This is a genomic window from Pseudomonas petroselini (genome assembly GCF_045037875.1).
GTDB classification, from domain to species: domain Bacteria; phylum Pseudomonadota; class Gammaproteobacteria; order Pseudomonadales; family Pseudomonadaceae; genus Aquipseudomonas; species Aquipseudomonas petroselini.
This window is the reverse complement of record NZ_CP173614.1, coordinates 5,173,751-5,190,037: the sequence shown is the minus strand read 5'-3', so window position 1 is coordinate 5,190,037 and position 16,287 is coordinate 5,173,751. Positions and strand designations below refer to the sequence as shown.

11 protein-coding genes are annotated in these 16,287 nt (G+C 61.7%); 5 read left to right on the top strand and 6 right to left on the bottom strand.

The features are described from left to right. Positions 1 to 3: 3 nt before the first annotated feature. Positions 4 to 1,167, bottom strand: coding sequence for an isovaleryl-CoA dehydrogenase (locus ACI512_RS23820; protein WP_043205557.1), 1,164 nt, complete (start codon positions 1,165 to 1,167; stop codon positions 4 to 6). 149 nt (positions 1,168 to 1,316) lie between these two features. On the opposite strand from ACI512_RS23820, the gene ACI512_RS23815 reads away from it, so the two are divergent. Continuing rightward, entirely contained in the window at positions 1,317 to 2,954 is a 1,638-nt protein-coding gene (locus tag ACI512_RS23815) for an AMP-binding protein (RefSeq protein WP_236379958.1), read from the top strand. Positions 2,955 to 3,567: 613 nt separating this feature from the next. Here ACI512_RS23815 and ACI512_RS23810 read toward each other — a convergent pair. The 3 genes from ACI512_RS23810 to ACI512_RS23800 all read right to left on the bottom strand — a co-directional run bounded on the left by ACI512_RS23810 (position 3,568) and on the right by ACI512_RS23800 (position 6,020). After that, positions 3,568 to 4,467: a hydroxymethylglutaryl-CoA lyase gene (locus ACI512_RS23810; protein ID WP_236379955.1), complete on the bottom strand. Its 900-nt coding sequence runs from the start codon at positions 4,465 to 4,467 to the stop codon at positions 3,568 to 3,570. Between the two features lie 16 nt (positions 4,468 to 4,483). Continuing rightward, the gene (locus ACI512_RS23805) at positions 4,484 to 4,876 is read right to left on the bottom strand and encodes a MerR family DNA-binding transcriptional regulator (RefSeq protein WP_012725007.1); all 393 of its coding nucleotides are present in this window, start codon (positions 4,874 to 4,876) and stop codon (positions 4,484 to 4,486) included. 208 nt (positions 4,877 to 5,084) lie between these two features. After that, positions 5,085 to 6,020, bottom strand: coding sequence for a LysR family transcriptional regulator (locus ACI512_RS23800; RefSeq protein ID WP_012725006.1), 936 nt, complete (start codon positions 6,018 to 6,020; stop codon positions 5,085 to 5,087). Positions 6,021 to 6,171: 151 nt separating this feature from the next. Here ACI512_RS23800 and ACI512_RS23795 point away from each other — a divergent pair, with 151 nt between their 5' ends. Further along, the gene (locus tag ACI512_RS23795) at positions 6,172 to 7,401 is read left to right on the top strand and encodes an acyl-CoA dehydrogenase (RefSeq protein ID WP_028616890.1); all 1,230 of its coding nucleotides are present in this window, start codon (positions 6,172 to 6,174) and stop codon (positions 7,399 to 7,401) included. Between the two features lie 121 nt (positions 7,402 to 7,522). On the opposite strand, the gene ACI512_RS23790 is transcribed toward ACI512_RS23795, so the two are convergent. Both ACI512_RS23790 and xthA read right to left on the bottom strand, forming a co-directional pair. Next, positions 7,523 to 8,854 (bottom strand): substrate-binding domain-containing protein, encoded by a 1,332-nt coding sequence (locus tag ACI512_RS23790; protein ID WP_236379953.1) that lies wholly within the window; start codon positions 8,852 to 8,854, stop codon positions 7,523 to 7,525. Positions 8,855 to 8,991: 137 nt separating this feature from the next. Next, entirely contained in the window at positions 8,992 to 9,804 is an 813-nt protein-coding gene (gene xthA, locus ACI512_RS23785; RefSeq protein WP_046035549.1) for an exodeoxyribonuclease III, read from the bottom strand. 168 nt (positions 9,805 to 9,972) lie between these two features. Here xthA and ACI512_RS23780 point away from each other — a divergent pair, with 168 nt between their 5' ends. From ACI512_RS23780 to ACI512_RS23770, 3 genes are all read left to right on the top strand, one after another. Then, the gene (locus tag ACI512_RS23780) at positions 9,973 to 10,623 is read left to right on the top strand and encodes an N-acetyltransferase (protein WP_231809518.1); all 651 of its coding nucleotides are present in this window, start codon (positions 9,973 to 9,975) and stop codon (positions 10,621 to 10,623) included. A 64-nt stretch (positions 10,624 to 10,687) separates the two neighbouring features. Continuing rightward, positions 10,688 to 12,415, top strand: a complete 1,728-nt coding sequence (locus ACI512_RS23775) for an autotransporter assembly complex family protein (RefSeq protein WP_236379952.1) — start codon at positions 10,688 to 10,690, stop codon at positions 12,413 to 12,415. Then, entirely contained in the window at positions 12,415 to 16,086 is a 3,672-nt protein-coding gene (locus ACI512_RS23770; RefSeq protein WP_405121382.1) for a translocation/assembly module TamB domain-containing protein, read from the top strand. Before ACI512_RS23775 ends, ACI512_RS23770 begins: the two co-directional genes overlap by 1 nt. Positions 16,087 to 16,287: the final 201 nt, after the last annotated feature.

The window sequence follows — 16,287 nt, the reverse complement described above, 5'->3', positions numbered from 1 at the left end:
CCTTCAGCGGGTTTCGTTGAAGAGTTCGCGACCGATCAGCATCCGGCGGATCTCACTGGTGCCGGCGCCGATCTCATACAATTTGGCGTCACGCAGCAGGCGCCCGGCCGGGAATTCATTGATATAGCCATTGCCGCCCAGGATCTGGATGGCATCAAGGGCCATTTGCGTGGCGCGTTCGGCGCTGTAGAGGATCACCCCGGCCGCGTCCTTGCGCGTGGTCTCGCCACGTTCGCACGCCTGGGCCACCGCGTAGAGGTAGGCGCGGCTGGCGTTGAGTTGGGTGTACATGTCGGCGACCTTGCCCTGGATCAGCTGGAATTCGCCGATGCTCTGGCCGAACTGCTTGCGGTCGTGGATGTAGGGCACGATCAGGTCCATGCACGCCTGCATGATCCCGGTGGGGCCGCCGGACAGCACCACGCGCTCGTAGTCGAGGCCGCTCATCAGCACTTTGACGCCGCCATTGAGCACGCCGAGGATGTTTTCCTGCGGCACTTGCACGTCATCGAAAAACAGTTCGCAGGTGTTGGAGCCGCGCATGCCCAGTTTGTCGAACTTGTTGCTGCGGCTGAAGCCTTTCCAGTCGCGCTCGACAATGAACGCGGTGATGCCGTGAGGGCCCTTTTCCAGGTCGGTCTTGGCGTAGATCACATAGGTGCTGGCGTCGGGGCCGTTGGTGATCCAGGTTTTGCTGCCGTTGAGCACGTAATGATCGCCGCGTTTATCGGCGCGCAGTTTCATCGAAACCACATCGGAGCCGGCATTCGGCTCACTCATGGCCAGGGCGCCGACGTGTTCGCCGCTGATGAGTTTGGGCAGGTAGTTGAGTTTTTGTTCGTGGTTACCGTTGCGGTTGATCTGGTTCACGCACAGGTTGGAATGCGCGCCGTAGGACAGCGCCACTGACGCCGAGCCCCGGCTGATCTCCTCCATCGCCACCACGTGGGCCAGGTAACCCAGGCCGGCGCCGCCGTACTCTTCCGGCACGGTGATGCCCAGCAGGCCCATGTCGCCGAACTTACGCCACAGGTCGGCGGGGAACAGGTTGTCGATGTCGATCTGGGCCGCGCGGGGCGCGATTTCCTTGCCCACGAAGGACTGCACCTGGTCGCGCAGCATGTCGATGGTTTCACCGAGGGCGAAGTTCAGGGACGGGTAACTCATGACAGGCACCTTAATGTGAGCATTGTTTTTGTGTGGAGGACGCGCCAGGGGAGGGCGCTCACCTTTACGTTAACGTAAGCTTGCGTTGCGGCGCTGTCAATCGTAGTTTACGTTTACGTCAACCTACAAAAAAGACAACAGGGGTCGTTATGGATCAATCGAATCAGAGCTACAGCCGTGGCCCTCAGGACAAAGCCTTGCTGGCCATGACCATCGGCCAGGCCTTTGATCGCACTGTTGCGCAGCATCCTGACGGCGAGGCCCTGGTGGTGCGCCACCAGCAGCTTCGCTACACCTGGCGGCAGTTGGCCGAGGCGGTGGATGTACACGCCCGCGCCTTTCTTGCCTTGGGCATGCAGGCCGGCGACCGCCTGGGTATCTGGGCGCCCAATTGCGCCGAGTGGTGCATCAGCCAGATCGCCAGCGCCAAGCTCGGGGTCATCCTGGTCAATATCAACCCGGCCTACCGCAGCAGTGAACTGGACTACGTGCTCAAGCAGTCCGGCTGCCAGTGGCTGGTGTGTGCCGGGTCGTTCAAGACTTCCGATTACCACGCGATGCTGCAGGCGCTGAAGCCGGACCTGCGCGGCATGATCAGCCTCGACCCCAACCCGCCACCGGGATTCCTGCCCTGGTCGCAGCTGGCAGCGCGAGGTGCAGGCATCCCGTTCGAGCAACTGCATGCCCGCCAGGCCGCTCTGCATTTCGATCAACCGGTGAATATCCAATACACCTCCGGCACCACCGGCTTTCCCAAAGGTGCCACCCTCAGCCACCACAACATCCTCAATAACGGCTACATGGTCGGCGAAAGCCTGGGCCTCACCGCGCAGGACCGCCTGGTGATCCCGGTGCCGTTGTATCACTGCTTCGGCATGGTCATGGGCAACCTCGGTTGCATCACCCACGGCACCACCATGATCTACCCGAATGACGGCTTCGACCCGCTGCTGACCCTCACCGCCGTCGCCGAGGAGCGCGCCACTGGCCTCTACGGCGTGCCCACCATGTTTATCGCCATGCTCGATCACCCCCGCCTGGGCGACTTTGACCTGTCCACCCTGCGCACCGGCATCATGGCCGGCGCCACGTGCCCCATCGAAGTGATGCGCCGGGTCATCAGCGAGATGCACATGAGCGAGGTGCAGATTGCCTACGGCATGACTGAGACCAGCCCGGTGTCCTTGCAAACCGGAGCGGATGACGACCTGGAACGCCGCGTGACCACCGTCGGGCGCACCCAGCCGCAGTTGGAAAACAAGATCATCGACGCCGATGGCAATACGATTGCGCGCGGCGAGATCGGCGAGTTGTGCACCCGTGGCTACAGCGTGATGCTCGGCTACTGGAACAACCCCGACGCCACCCGCGAGGCCATCGACGACGCCGGCTGGATGCACACCGGTGACCTGGCGAGCATGGACGCCCACGGCTACGTGTGCATCGCCGGGCGCAACAAAGACATGATCATTCGCGGCGGCGAGAACGTGTACCCGCGTGAGCTGGAGGAGTTTTTCTTCACCCACCCGGCGGTGGCGGATGTGCAGGTCATCGGCATTCCGGATGAGCGCTACGGTGAAGCCATCGTCGCCTGGATCAAATTCCATCCCGGCCATGTGGCCAATGAGCTTGAGCTGCAAACCTGGTGCAAGGGCCGCATTGCGCACTTCAAGACGCCCAAGCACTTCAAGTTCGTGGAGGCATTCCCGATGACGGTCACGGGCAAGATCCAGAAATTCCGCATGCGCGAAATCTCCATCGAAGAGCTGCGCACGCAGTCTCAGTAACACCATAGAACCCATGTGGGAGGGGGCTTGCTCTCTCACATGTTGGCTGCGGTGAATCAAGACATGAACGAAACGCAGAAAGCACAAAGGGGACCCGAGGGTCCCCTTTAATTTGTCGTTGCGTGCTCTTTTTTTATTATTGAGGGGCGGTCTATTGTTGTTTTTGGCAACCGTTACCCTTTACCGCTGTTTTTGGCGACCCCCATTCGGGGTCAAGAGCAAACGTATTTTTTTGAGCGCTGATCTGCTTCTTCGTTATCGATCCAACCAGTGGGTAGCTACCTGAGGTAGTTTTATTTTTCTCTAACCGGTTGCGGGTTTCGGCACGCCGTACCCTGCGAAGCACATCTTCTCCAAAAAAATCTGTTAGCTGCGTCTCTGCCGTGTTGTTTTTGTTATATCAGAGTCGTTTCGTCTTATTTTTATTAGGCTTGGTGCTTTTTATTCTTGTTATGCCATAGAGATAGCAGAAGCCGTGCCAACTTTTAAAAAGTCTTTAAAATCAAGGGTTTGATTTTTTGGTGGGAAATGTCCTGCGGCAAATACGACAAAATATGTTCCCGTGTTACTCGATGTGTAGGCGTGCGGTAACACATTGTCACGGCTACGCTACTCAACCGGTGTTACGCGCCTTGGCCACGCGCGACCCGGTGGGTCGGCCCAACACGTTGCTGATATGCTGGCCCGCGCCAATCAATGCCTGCAGGTCGATACCGGTCTCGATGCCCAGGCCGTTGAGCAGGTACAGCACATCTTCGGTGGCGACGTTACCGCTGGCGCCCTTGGCGTAGGGGCAGCCGCCGAGGCCCGCGATAGAGCTGTCGAACACCGCGATGCCCTCCATCAGGCTGGCGTAGATATTCGCGATAGCCTGGCCATACGTATCGTGGAAGTGCCCCGCCAGCTTGTCTCGTGGCACCTGCGCGCCGACCTCCTCGAACAGCCGCCGCGTGGCGCCCGCCGTGCCGGTGCCGATGGTGTCGCCCAGGGACACTTCATAGCAGCCCATGGCATACAACTCCCGCGCGACCGCCGCCACTTGCGCCGGCGCAATCTCGCCTTCATACGGGCAGCCCAGCACACACGACACATAACCACGCACGCTGATTCCGTGCTGCCTGGCCGCCGCCATGATCGGCGCAAAGCGTTCCAGGCTTTCACTGATGGAACAGTTGATATTGCGCTGGGAAAACGCCTCGGACGCAGCCGCAAACACCGCCACTTCCTTCACGCCGGCTGCCAATGCGTCCTCGAAACCGCGCAGGTTCGGCGCCAGGGCACCGTAGGTCACGCCGGGCCTGCGCTGGATCTGCGCGAATACCTCGGCCGAGCCGGCCATCTGCGGCACCCACTTGGGCGAGACGAAACTGCCAACTTCGATATAGCTCAAGCCGGCAGCGCTGAGCGCGTCCACCAACCGGACTTTGTCCGCCACGCTGATAGGTTGGGCTTCGTTCTGCAGGCCGTCGCGCGGGCCGACTTCCACCAGGCGTACGTGTGAGGGGAGGGACATGGCAGTTACCTTCTGATCAATGGCCGGCCTGGCGCAGGGTGGTGGCCAGGGCTTGGGTGCAGCGCTCTTCGGCGGTGTCCAGTTCCAGCTTCATCTGTTCGATATCCAGCAGTTGCTGTTCCAACTGCTCACGGCGCTCGGCGATTTTTGCCAGCATGCTGTTGAGTTGCACATGGTTGCCGCTGGCGGGGTCGTAGAGTTCGATCAGCTCGCGGCATTCGGCCAGGGAAAAGCCGATGCGTTTGCCGCGCAGGATCAGCTTGAGGCTGACCTTGTCGCGGGCCGAGTAGATACGCTCCTGGCCTCGGCGTTCCGGGGCCAGCAGCCCTTGTTCCTCATAGAAGCGAATGGCGCGCGTGGTGATGTCGAGCTCGCGGGCGAGGTCGGAGATGCTGTAGGTCGTGCTCATGGTAGTGCCCGAGAAGATGTCTTGGGCGCTAAGCTAATGGCTGCTTGACGTTAACGTCAAGGGGCGCGCTCTTGTAGTGAGTGGGCTTGCCCCGCGCAGGGCGGCGAAGCCGCCCCAAACCAGGCGACCTGGGTTTATCTGGGACTCGGTGGTGTCTTTTCTAGGGCGGCTTCGCCACCCAGCGCGGGGCAAGCCCGCTCACTACAAGTTAGGGTTGTTTGCCATCCAGTTTCTTTTCGTGGGCCGTGACCTGCTGGCACAACTCGATCATCTGCTCGCGCATCCAGCGGTTGGCCGGGTCCTGGTCAGTGCTTTCGTGCCAGTACAGGTGGGTTTCCACCGGTGGCACATCGTTGACCGGCAGGTTGAACCAATGCAGTTCGTGGCGGCGGGCGAAGCGTTCGGGCACGGTCATGACCATGTCGGTCTGCTGCAACACTTGTGAAGCCATCAGGTAATGCTGGGAGCGCAGGGCGATCTTGCGCTGGATGCCCATCTTGCCCAAGGCCAGGTCGACGTGGCCCAAGCCGTTGCGGCGGCTGGAGATATGGATATGGGTCAGCGACAGGTAGTCATCCAGGGTCAGCTTGTCCTTGCCGGCCATGGGATGGCCCTTGCGCATGGCGCACACGTAGCGGTCTTCCATCAGCTTGACGTGACGTACCTGCGGATCGGTGTTCAACGGCGCATCCACGGCGAAGTCCAGGCGCCCGGCGGCGAGTTCCTTGGTGGTTTCGCGGCGTTTGGACAGGAAGCTCTCGATCACCACGGTGGGCGCCAGGCGGCGCAGGCGCTGGAACAGCAGCGGCAGGATCACCGCCTCGGTGAGGTCGGTCATGCTGATGCGGTAGGTCTTGGCCGCCTGCTGTGGGTTGAAAATGCGGCTTTCCTGCACCGACACCCGCAGCAACGACAACGCATTGCGCACCGGGCCGATGATGTTCTGCGCCATCGGCGTGGGCACCATGCCTTGGGCGGTACGCACGAACAGCGGATCGTTGAAGGTCTCACGCAGACGGGCTAGCGCGTTGGACACCGCCGGCTGGGTGATGCCGACAATCTGCCCGGCGCGGGTCAGGTTGGCTTCGGTGTAGATCGCGTCAAAGACGATAAACAGGTTGAGGTCGACCTTGCTCAGATTCATTGCGTAGCGCTCTTATTGTTAGGTGGCCATACGTCGATCATATATCGGTGATGAATGTTAATACACGCCGAGAATAGGCTAGGTAAATTATCAACGCTGTTCTAGCATCGATTGCATGACCTAAACAACCTCTCAGAGAAGGGAGCTGCTCATGGATTTCGCCTATTCGCCCAAGGTTCAGGAACTGCGTGAACGCGTCACTGCGTTCATGGATGCTTACGTTTACCCGGCCGAGCCGGTGTTCGAGCGCCAAGTCAGCGAAGGCGACCGCTGGCAGCCCACCGCAATCATGGAAGAGCTGAAAGCCAAGGCCAAAGCCGAAGGCCTGTGGAACCTGTTCCTGCCGGAATCCGAATTGGGCGCCGGGCTGACCAACCTTGAATATGCGCCACTCGCCGAAATCATGGGCCGATCCCTACTGGGCCCGGAGCCGTTCAACTGCTCCGCCCCCGACACCGGCAACATGGAAGTGCTGGTGCGCTACGCCAACGAAGAGCAGAAACAACGCTGGCTGGAACCGCTGCTGCGCGGCGAGATCCGCTCGGCGTTCGCCATGACCGAGCCGGACGTGGCGTCCTCGGACGCAACCAACATGGCCGCCCGCGCCGAACGCCAGGGCGACGAGTGGGTGATTAACGGCAAAAAATGGTGGACCTCCGGCGCCTGCGACCCGCGCTGCAAGATCCTGATCTTCATGGGCCTGAGCAACCCCGATGCACCGCGCCACCAGCAGCATTCGATGATCCTGGTGCCAGTGGACACTCCTGGCGTGAAAATCGTGCGCCCACTGCCGGTGTTCGGCTACGACGACGCCCCCCACGGCCACGCCGAAGTGCTGTTCGACAACGTACGCGTGCCTTATGAGAACGTTCTGCTCGGCGAAGGCCGCGGCTTTGAAATCGCCCAAGGCCGCCTGGGCCCTGGCCGTATCCACCACTGCATGCGCTCCATCGGCATGGCCGAGCGCGCACTGGAATTGATGTGCAAGCGTTCCGTCAGCCGTACCGCGTTTGGCAAACCGCTGGCCCGCCTGGGCGGCAATATCGACAAGATCGCCGACTCACGGATGGAGATCGACATGGCGCGCCTGCTGACCCTGAAGGCGGCGTACATGATGGACACCGTGGGTAACAAAGTGGCGAAAAGTGAAATCGCCCAGATCAAGGTGGTGGCGCCGAACGTAGCGTTGAAGGTGATCGACCGCGCGATCCAGATCCATGGCGGTGCCGGGGTTTCCAACGACTTCCCGTTGGCCTACATGTATGCCATGCAACGCACCCTGCGCCTGGCCGATGGCCCGGACGAAGTGCATCGGGCGGCGATCGGCAAGTTCGAGATTGGCAAGTACGTGCCTAAAGAGCTGATGCGCAGCGGGCAGTAACAGCGCGTCGCCTGCATCGGGGGCAAGCCCCCTCCCACACTTGAATGTGTTCACAGATCAAAATGTGGGAGGGGGCTTGCCCCCGATGAGGCGGGATCAGGCAATGAAGATCCATCAGTCCTCAGTAAACCCACACCTCCACCCGCCGATTCTTGATCCGGCCCTCATCCGCCGTGTTCGCCGCCACTGGCATCTGCGCGCCAAACCCGCGGATATCGCGCAGCACCACGTTGTTCTTCACCAACTCCCGACGCACCGCCATCGCCCGCAGTTTCGACAGCAACGCGGCGCGCTGCGGGTCATTCTTGGCGTCGCCAAAGCCCACCAACGTCACCTGCTTATCCAACTTGTCGTGGCCCTTCAGATACGCCACCACCCGCTGCAGATCCTGGCGTGCTTTGTTGTCGAGGCTGGCGCTGCCTTCTTCGAAACGAAAATTCACCGTCAGGCGCTGTGCCTCGCGGGCGATGGTTTGATAGTCCTCGGGCATCGAGGCGCGCGGTTCGACGTCCATCGCCTGCACCTGTTGGGCGATAAACCCGCTCGCCGCGACAATCGCCTGGCCCTTGCTGCTCTGGGTAAAGTCCACCAGCGCCTTGGCCCACGGGTTGTGCCCCGACGGCGGCAGGTAAAAGAACAGCCGACGGGACAACGGGTAATCCTCGGTGGCGATCAGGCTATTGAGCGGCAACATCGGTTGTGAGTCGCCGTCCACAATTGCCACTGCCTTGGCCTGGCGCACGTAGGGCAAACCGATAAAGCCGATGCCTTGCGGATCCTGGCTGACCGCATCGGACAACTGCTCACTGGACTCGAAACGCTTGGCGGAGGGCACGAGCGGTTTGCCGCGCAGGCGCAGTACCAGGTCCTTGAACGTGTCGTAGGTGCCGGACTGATCATCGCGCGCGTACACATGAATCGGCCCGCCGACGCCGCCCACGGCCTCCCAGGTGCTGATCTCACCATTGAAGAGCTGCGCCAGTTGCTCGGTATTCAGGGTGTTCAACGGGTTTTGCGGGTGGAGGATGATGGCCAAGCCGTCGATGGCGATCACCTGTTCGGCTTCAGGGCTTTTCAGGTCGCCGAGGGGTTCCAGATCGACCAGTTCACTGTCCTTGATCGGACGGGAGGAGGCCGCCAGGTCGGCAGTGGACTTTTTAAGCGCAGTGAAACCGGTGCTGGAACCGTGGGCGGCGACCTCAATGGTCACGGTCTTGCCCTGACGCGTCTTGCCGATCACGCGCTGTTCATTGGCACCTTCGGCCGGTTCAGTGTGCACTGCCTGCAGGCCCTGATGCTCCATCAAGCCCTTGACCAGCGCCGGGCCCAACGCAGCGCCAATGGTATTGGAACCCTGGATGCGCAGTGCAGGGCCTTGGTCGGGGACGGGAAGGGGAGCGCAAACAGCGAAGACGGGAAACAGGGTCAGCAGGAACAGAACGCGCAGCCTCATGCCGGCACCTTCTCAAGCCAAAGGGAGTGCCGCGAGAATAAGTCAGGCAGGTTGCATAAATATGACTGGCGCGCCGCAAGGCTAAATGTGGGAAGGGGCAATCCTCTCCCACATTTTGACCGGGTACGGTCCTGAAATCAGCTCAGTTCCAGCCAGATCGGCGCATGGTCCGACGGCTTTTCCAGCCCGCGCAGGTCGTAGTCCACCCCGGCGTCCTTGACCCGCGGCAGCAGGCCATTGGACGCCATGATCACGTCAATCCGCAGGCCGCGCTTGGGCTCATCTTCGAACCCACGGCTACGGTAGTCGAACCAGCTGAAGCGGTCCGCCACGTCCGGGTTCAAGTGGCGGAAGCTGTCCACCAGGCCCCAGTTTTTCAGGCGCGCCATCCATTCGCGTTCTTCCGGCAGGAAGCTGCACTTGCCGGTTTTCAGCCAACGCTTGGCGTTGTCGGCGCCGATGCCGATGTCGCAGTCTTCCGGGGAAATGTTCACGTCGCCCATCACCACCAGCGCCTGGTCATTGCTGAACTGGCTTTCCAGCAACTGTTGCAGGTCTTCGTAAAAGCGCTGCTTGGCCGGGAATTTGGTGGGGTGGTCGCGGCTTTCGCCTTGTGGGAAATAGCCGTTCATGATGGTCACTGGCTGGCCATGTTCGTCGGCGAAAGTGCCCCAGATAAACCGGCGCTGGGCGTCTTCTTCGTCACTGGCAAAGCCTTTGTGCAGGCTTAGCGCCGGTTGGCGCGAGAGCAGGGCCACACCGTAGTGGCCTTTCTGCCCGTGGTAGTACACGTGATAGCCCAGGGCTTGTACTTCGGCGAGGGGGAATTGGTCATCGTGGACCTTGGTTTCCTGCAGGCCGATCACGTCGGGCTGGTGCTTTTCAATCAGCGCCGCCAGCTGATGAGGGCGGGCGCGAAGCCCGTTGATATTGAAGGAGACGATTTTCATGGTCGGCAGTCCAGTCTGGCAAAAGGGCGATGCTAGCGGACAAGTCGGACGGGGGCCAGCATGGCGGTAGGGCAGATGCGCTGCTAATGTCTGGGAACGACTCGTGCTGCGTGGGTTCGTACCCATAAGAACGCCGCCTCCTGAGCGGCGCCCAGGGAGATTGACTGTATGCCGGACACTTCGACTGCCATTGCTGAAATTCGCCTGCTCAACAGCGGCTATTCCCGCGAGGCCCGTTCCCTGCTGTATCAGGCCTATCGTCATGAGCCGACCTTTGCCTATATCTTCGAAGCCGAGCGTCCGGGCTACGAGCAGCGCGTACGGGCCACCGTGCGCGAGTTGGTCAAACAGCATTTCTTTCAGAAACTGCCGGCGATTGGCCTGTTCGTCAACGACCGGCTGATCGGCATCGCCCTGATCGCGCCACCGCAACGGCGCCTGGGCATTACCGAGAGCTGGGCTTGGCAATTGCGCATGTGGTTGAGCACGGGTGTGCGCGGTACCCGGCGTTATCTCGACTACCACCACGCCGTGCTGGCGTGCCTGCCCAATGAGTCGGTGCACATGTTGCCGCTGCTGGGGATCCACCCGCAATTCCAGGGCAAACATTATGGCGAGCAGTTGCTGGAGGCCGTGCACAACTGGTGCGCCGAAGACCCGCATTCGTCCGGTGTGGTGCTCGACACGGGCAATTCACGCTACCTGGATTTCTATAAGCGTCAGGGCTATGAGGAAATTGGTGAGGTCGCTGTAGGACCGATCCTGGAGCACGTTTTTTTCCATCCCAACCCCCAGGCCTTACAGGCCGTAACGGTTTAGCACAGAATTTTTCAGAATTGTCTGAGTTCTAAGTTTCTCCCCAGCTCGTGTAGCATCCGCGCCTATGAAGTTTCCAGGAAGATTTACCAGCGGCTTGGTTCTGCTGTTCACAAGCTGCGGCGCCTTGGCGCAGAGCGAATTGGACGTGCGGATCAAGCCCTCAAACGACGCGTTGAAAGCCAACATCGAAGGCTATATCGGCGGGGTGGGCGATCGTGATGAAGAGGCCTTGCTGCGGTTCAGCCGCGGCGCCGAGGAGCAGGCGCGCAAGGCCGCCCAGGCGCTGGGTTTCTATCAGCCACAGATCGAAAGCGATGTGAAGGGCGGCAAGAATCCGCGCCTGATCCTCACCATCGACCCCGGCGAGCCGGTGCATCTGCGTAACGTGACCATTCGGGTCGACGGCCCTGCCGCCGACCTCAAGGCCTTTCGCGTGCCCGTCAGCGACGACCTCACCTCCGGCGCCGTGCTCAACCACGGCCATTACGAAGACGCCAAGCGTCTGATCCAGAACCAGGCGTCGCGCTACGGCTTTTTCAGCGGGCGCTTCACCCAACAGCAACTCGCGGTGGACCCGAAGGCGGGTGTCGCCGATATCGAACTCGTTTACGACAGCGGCCCGCGCTACACCCTGGGCAAGGTCAGCTTCGCCGGCGATACGCCGTTTGACGAAGAGCTGCTGCAACGCATGGTGCCGTTCAAAAGTGGCACGCCCTACGATTCCGAACTGATCGCCGAACTCAACCAGAACCTGCAAGCCAGCGGTTTTTTCGAAGGCGTGCGCGTGGACGCCGCCCCGGCCGCCTCGGCCAACGACATCATCCCGGTCGCCGTGCGCCTGGAGACCCGCAAGCCGCGCACCATGGGCCTGGGCCTGGGGTTCTCCACCGACGTCGGCCCACGCGGCAAAGCCAACTGGACCCGGCACTGGGTCAACCCCCAGGGCCATAGCTATGGCTGGGAAGCCGAGCTGTCGGCGCCACGCCAGAACGTCGGCCTGTGGTATGACATCCCGCTCGACCCACCGCTCACCGACAAGCTGCGTTTCGCCGGTGGCTATCAGAATGAAGAAATCGCCAACACCGACACCCTGAGTAAATTGCTCACCCTCGGCCCCGAGTGGCACAGCAAATTGCCCAGCGGTTGGACCCGAGTGATCTCGCTCAAGTACCAGCGCGAAGAATATCGCCTGGGTAATGACTCCGGCCTGAGCAACCTGGTGATGCCGGGGATCAGCTATTCCTACCTGCGCAGTGACAACCGCATCGACCCGCACCACGGCTATCGCCTGCAATTCGATAGCAAGGTGGCGAAAGAGGGCTTGGGCTCCGACACCAACCTGCTCTACGGCACGGCCATGGTCAAAGGCCTGACCACCTTGTGGGACAACCATCGCTTCCTGGCGCGTGCCCAGGTAGGCGGCAGTGCCACCAATGGCTACCAGTCGGTGCCGCCGTCGCTGCGCTTCTTTGCCGGTGGCGACCAGAGCGTGCGCGGCTACGAGTACCAGACGCTGTCACCCGAGAACGACCGTGGCGACCGCATCGGTGGCCGCTACATGGTGGCCCTGAGCGCCGAGTACCAGTATTCCATCGCCGAGAAATGGCGGGTCGCGACCTTTATCGACCAGGGCAACTCCTTCAATTCCCTGGAAATGCCCAGCCTCAAGACCGGCGTGGGCGTGGGTATCCGCTGGGTTTCGCCGGTCGGCCCGATCCGCCTTGACCTGGCCCATGCCCTCGAAGATCCGGGCGGCGTTCGATTGCACTTTTCCATGGGGCCTGAGCTGTGATGCGTGGTGTGAAAATAGCAGGGTTGGCCGTGGTGGCCCTCCTTGGGGTGCTGTTGCTGGCACTGTGGGCGGTACTGGGCACTCAGGCGGGCAGCCGCTGGGCGTTGGGGCGTGTACCGGGGTTGAGCGTAGAGTATTTCCAGGGGCATCTGGGCGGCCAATGGAGCGCCGACCATGTGTTGTGGCAGCAGGGCAGCAGTCGCGTCGAACTCCAGGCCCCCCAATGGGATTGGTCGCCGGCGTGCCTGTTGCGCATGACCTTGTGTATCGACCGCTTGGACGTGGAACAGGTCAGCCTGCAATTCCCGCCAAGTACCGAGGAAAGCAGCGGGCCGATCGCTCTGCCTGACTTGAAACTGCCGTTGGCCATCCAGCTGGGCGACGTTCGCGTCGGTAGCCTGCTGTTTAATGGCAGCGAAGAACTCAAGGGCTTGCAACTGGCGGCGCATTGGACCGCCGCCGGCCTGCAGATCGACTCGGTGCATGTGCAGCGCGATGGCCTGGTGCTGGACCTCGCCGGCCTGCTGCAACCCATTGGCGACTGGCCGTTGAGCGCCAGCGGTAACCTGAGCCTGCCCTACGCGCCGGGCGGCGCACCGTGGCAGGTCGCCCTCAACGTCGACGGCGACCTGCTCAAGACCCTCAAGCTCAATGCTGACAGCAGCGGTTACCTGCCGGCCAAGCTCACCGGCGAGCTGCAACCGCTGGTGGAAAACCTCCCGGCCCAATTGCACCTCACTGCCGACGGCTTCAAGCCCAGCGCCGATCTGCCCGACACCTTGCAACTCAATCAACTCGACCTCACCGCCAAAGGCGACTTGAACAGCGGCTACCAATTGCTGGGCAAGGCCGTGCTGCCGGCGGAAAAGGGCCCGGTGGACTTGCTGCTGCAAGGCAAGGTCGACGCCAAGGGCGCGCAGATCGCCGGCCTGGACCTGAATGCCGGTGACAAGCAAAGCCTTAAGCTGACCGCCCAACTCGATTGGCAGCAAGGCTTCAGCGCCGAGGCCAAGATCGATTGGCTGGATTTCCCCTGGCATCGCCTCTATCCGGTGATCGACGAGCCGCAATTCGCGCTGCGTACGTTCAATGGTGAGATCTCCTACAAGGACGGCAACTACCTGGGCAACCTCAAGGCCGACCTCGATGGCCCGGCGGGCAAGTTCAATGTGGTCACTCCGTTCAGTGGCGACCTTAAACTAATTTTCCTGCCTGAGCTGAAACTCACCGCTGGCCAGGGCAAGGCTGAAGGCCACCTGAACCTGCAGTTCGCCGACGGCATTGCCTGGGACACGGCCCTCGACCTGTCGGCGCTGAACCCGGCTTACTGGGTGGCTGAATTGCCCGGCACCCTGGCCGGGCCGTTGCGCAGCAAAGGCGAGTTCAAGAACGAGCAACTCAAGCTGAATGCCGACCTCGACCTCAAGGGCCGCCTGCGCGGTCAACCCGCGGTGCTGGCGGCCAAGGCCGACGGGGCGGGCGAGCAGTGGACGTTGGCTAACTTGGATATCCGCCTCGGCGACAACCGCATCAACGGCAGTGGCAGCCTGCAACAACGCCTGGCCGGGCAGATTGATATCAAGCTGGCGCGCCTGGCCCAGTTGTGGCCGCAACTGCGCGGGCAGGTCAACGGCCGGCTCGACGTGGCCGGCAGTCTCAAGGCGCCCCAAGGCAAACTGGGCCTCAAGGGCCAGCAACTGGCGTTTGCCGACAATCGCCTGCAAAGCCTCGCCCTCGATGCCAGCCTGGACAATGCCCAGCGCGCCAAGATCGACCTCAAGGGCAGCGGCATACAGTCCGGCGACACCCAGGTCGGTACCCTGACCGCCAGCGCCCAAGGCGATATCCAGCAGCAGAAGGTCCAGCTGGATTTGGTCGGCCCGCTGGTCAAGCTGGCCCTGGCCCTGGATGGCACTCTCGATAAAGGCAACTGGCGCGGGCGCTTGGCCAGCGGTGATGTACAAGCCGGCGGGCAGGACTGGAAGCTGCAGGCGCCGGCGAAGATCGAGCGCCTGGCCGATGGCAAGCTCACTTTTGCCGCGCACTGCTGGGTGTCCGGGCCCGCCAGCCTGTGCGGCGAAGACCAGCGCCTGATGCCGGAACCGAAGCTGCGCTACCACCTCAAGCAATTCCCCATCGACAGCCTGGCGGCGTTCTTGCCCAAGGATTTTGCCTGGCAGGGCAAGCTCAACGCCGACCTGCAACTGGACCTGCCGGACAGCGGCCCTAAAGGCCTGGTCTCGGTGGACGCCAGTGGTGGCATCCTGCGCGTCAAGGACAAGGACCAGTGGCTGGATTTCCCTTACGACACCCTGAAGCTGGAAACCACCCTCAACCCTAAACGCATCGACACGCAGCTGAACTTCCGTGGCGGCAAGCTCGGTGAGTTGATGCTGCAGGCGCAGATCAACCCGTTGCCGAAGAACAAGCCGATCACCGGCAACTTCAGCCTCGTCGGGCTGGACTTGGCGGTGGCGCGGCCGTTTGTACCGATGGTGGAAACCCTCAGCGGCAAGCTCAATGGCAATGGTCGTATTTCCGGTGGCTTGCTGGCACCGCAGGTCAACGGCAACGTGAACCTGGTGGGTGGCGAGATTGCCGGGCCGGAACTGCCCATCAGCCTCGAAGGCTTGAATGTGCAAGCGCTGATCGCAGGCGAAAGCGTGCAGCTCAACGGTGGCTGGCGCAGCGGCAAGGCGGGGCAGGGCAGCCTCAAGGGCCAGATCGACTGGGGCCAGGCGCTGGTGGTGGACCTCAGCCTGCAAGGCTCGCAACTGCCGGTCACGGTTGAACCGTACGCCGTGCTGGAGGTGGCCCCCGACCTGAAAATCAGCCTGAAGAACGACAAGCTGGCGGTGGCCGGTAACGTGCACATCCCGCGTGGCGATATCACCGTGCGTGAGCTGCCGCCGTCCACCGTCAAAGTCTCGGATGACACGGTGATCATCGGCAGCCAGACCGAGGAGGGCAAGCCGCCGATGGCGATGGCCATGGATATCGACGTGGTGGTGGGTGAAGACAAGCTCAACTTCTCGGGCTTCGGCCTCACTGCCAAGGTGCAGGGCCAGGTGCATATCGGCGACAACCTCGATACCCGTGGCGAGCTGTGGCTCAACGATGGCCGCTACCGTGCCTACGGGCAGCGGCTGGATGTGCGACGAGCGCGCTTGCTGTTCGCCGGGCCCCTGGACCAGCCGTACCTGGACATCGAAGCGATCCGCAAGACCGATGATGTGGTCGCCGGTATCCGCCTGAGCGGCAGTGCCGAGCAGCCCACCACGCAAATCTTCTCGGAACCGGCCATGAGCCAGGAACAGGCGCTGTCGTATCTGGTGCTGGGGCGTCCGTTGAGCAGCACCGGCGAAGATAACAATATGCTCGCGCAAGCCGCATTGGGCCTGGGGTTGATGGGCAGCGCCGGGGTCACCTCGGATCTTGCCAACAAGTTGGGTATCCAGGACTTCGACCTCGACACCCAGGGCAGTGGCAACAACACCGCCGTGGTGGCCAGCGGCAAGATCACCGAGAAACTCAGCCTGCGTTACGGCGTGGGCGTGTTCGAGCCCGCCAGCACGATTGCCTTGCGCTACCTGTTGAGCAAGAAGGTGTATCTGGAAGTGGCAAGCGGCGTGGCCAGCTCCCTGGATATCTTCTACAAGCGCGATTTCTAACACTTACGCGATTAAACATGTGGGAGGGGGCTTGCTCCCGATGGCGGTGGGTCAGTCATGTTGCAGTCGACTGAAACACCGCCATCGGGGGCAAGCCCCCTCCCACATTAGCAAGCAAGCTAATTATTCCATTTGACATTTGCTGCCTAAGCAGTAACATCTCGTCACACATTCACTGCCTAGGCAGTAATAAGGTGACTT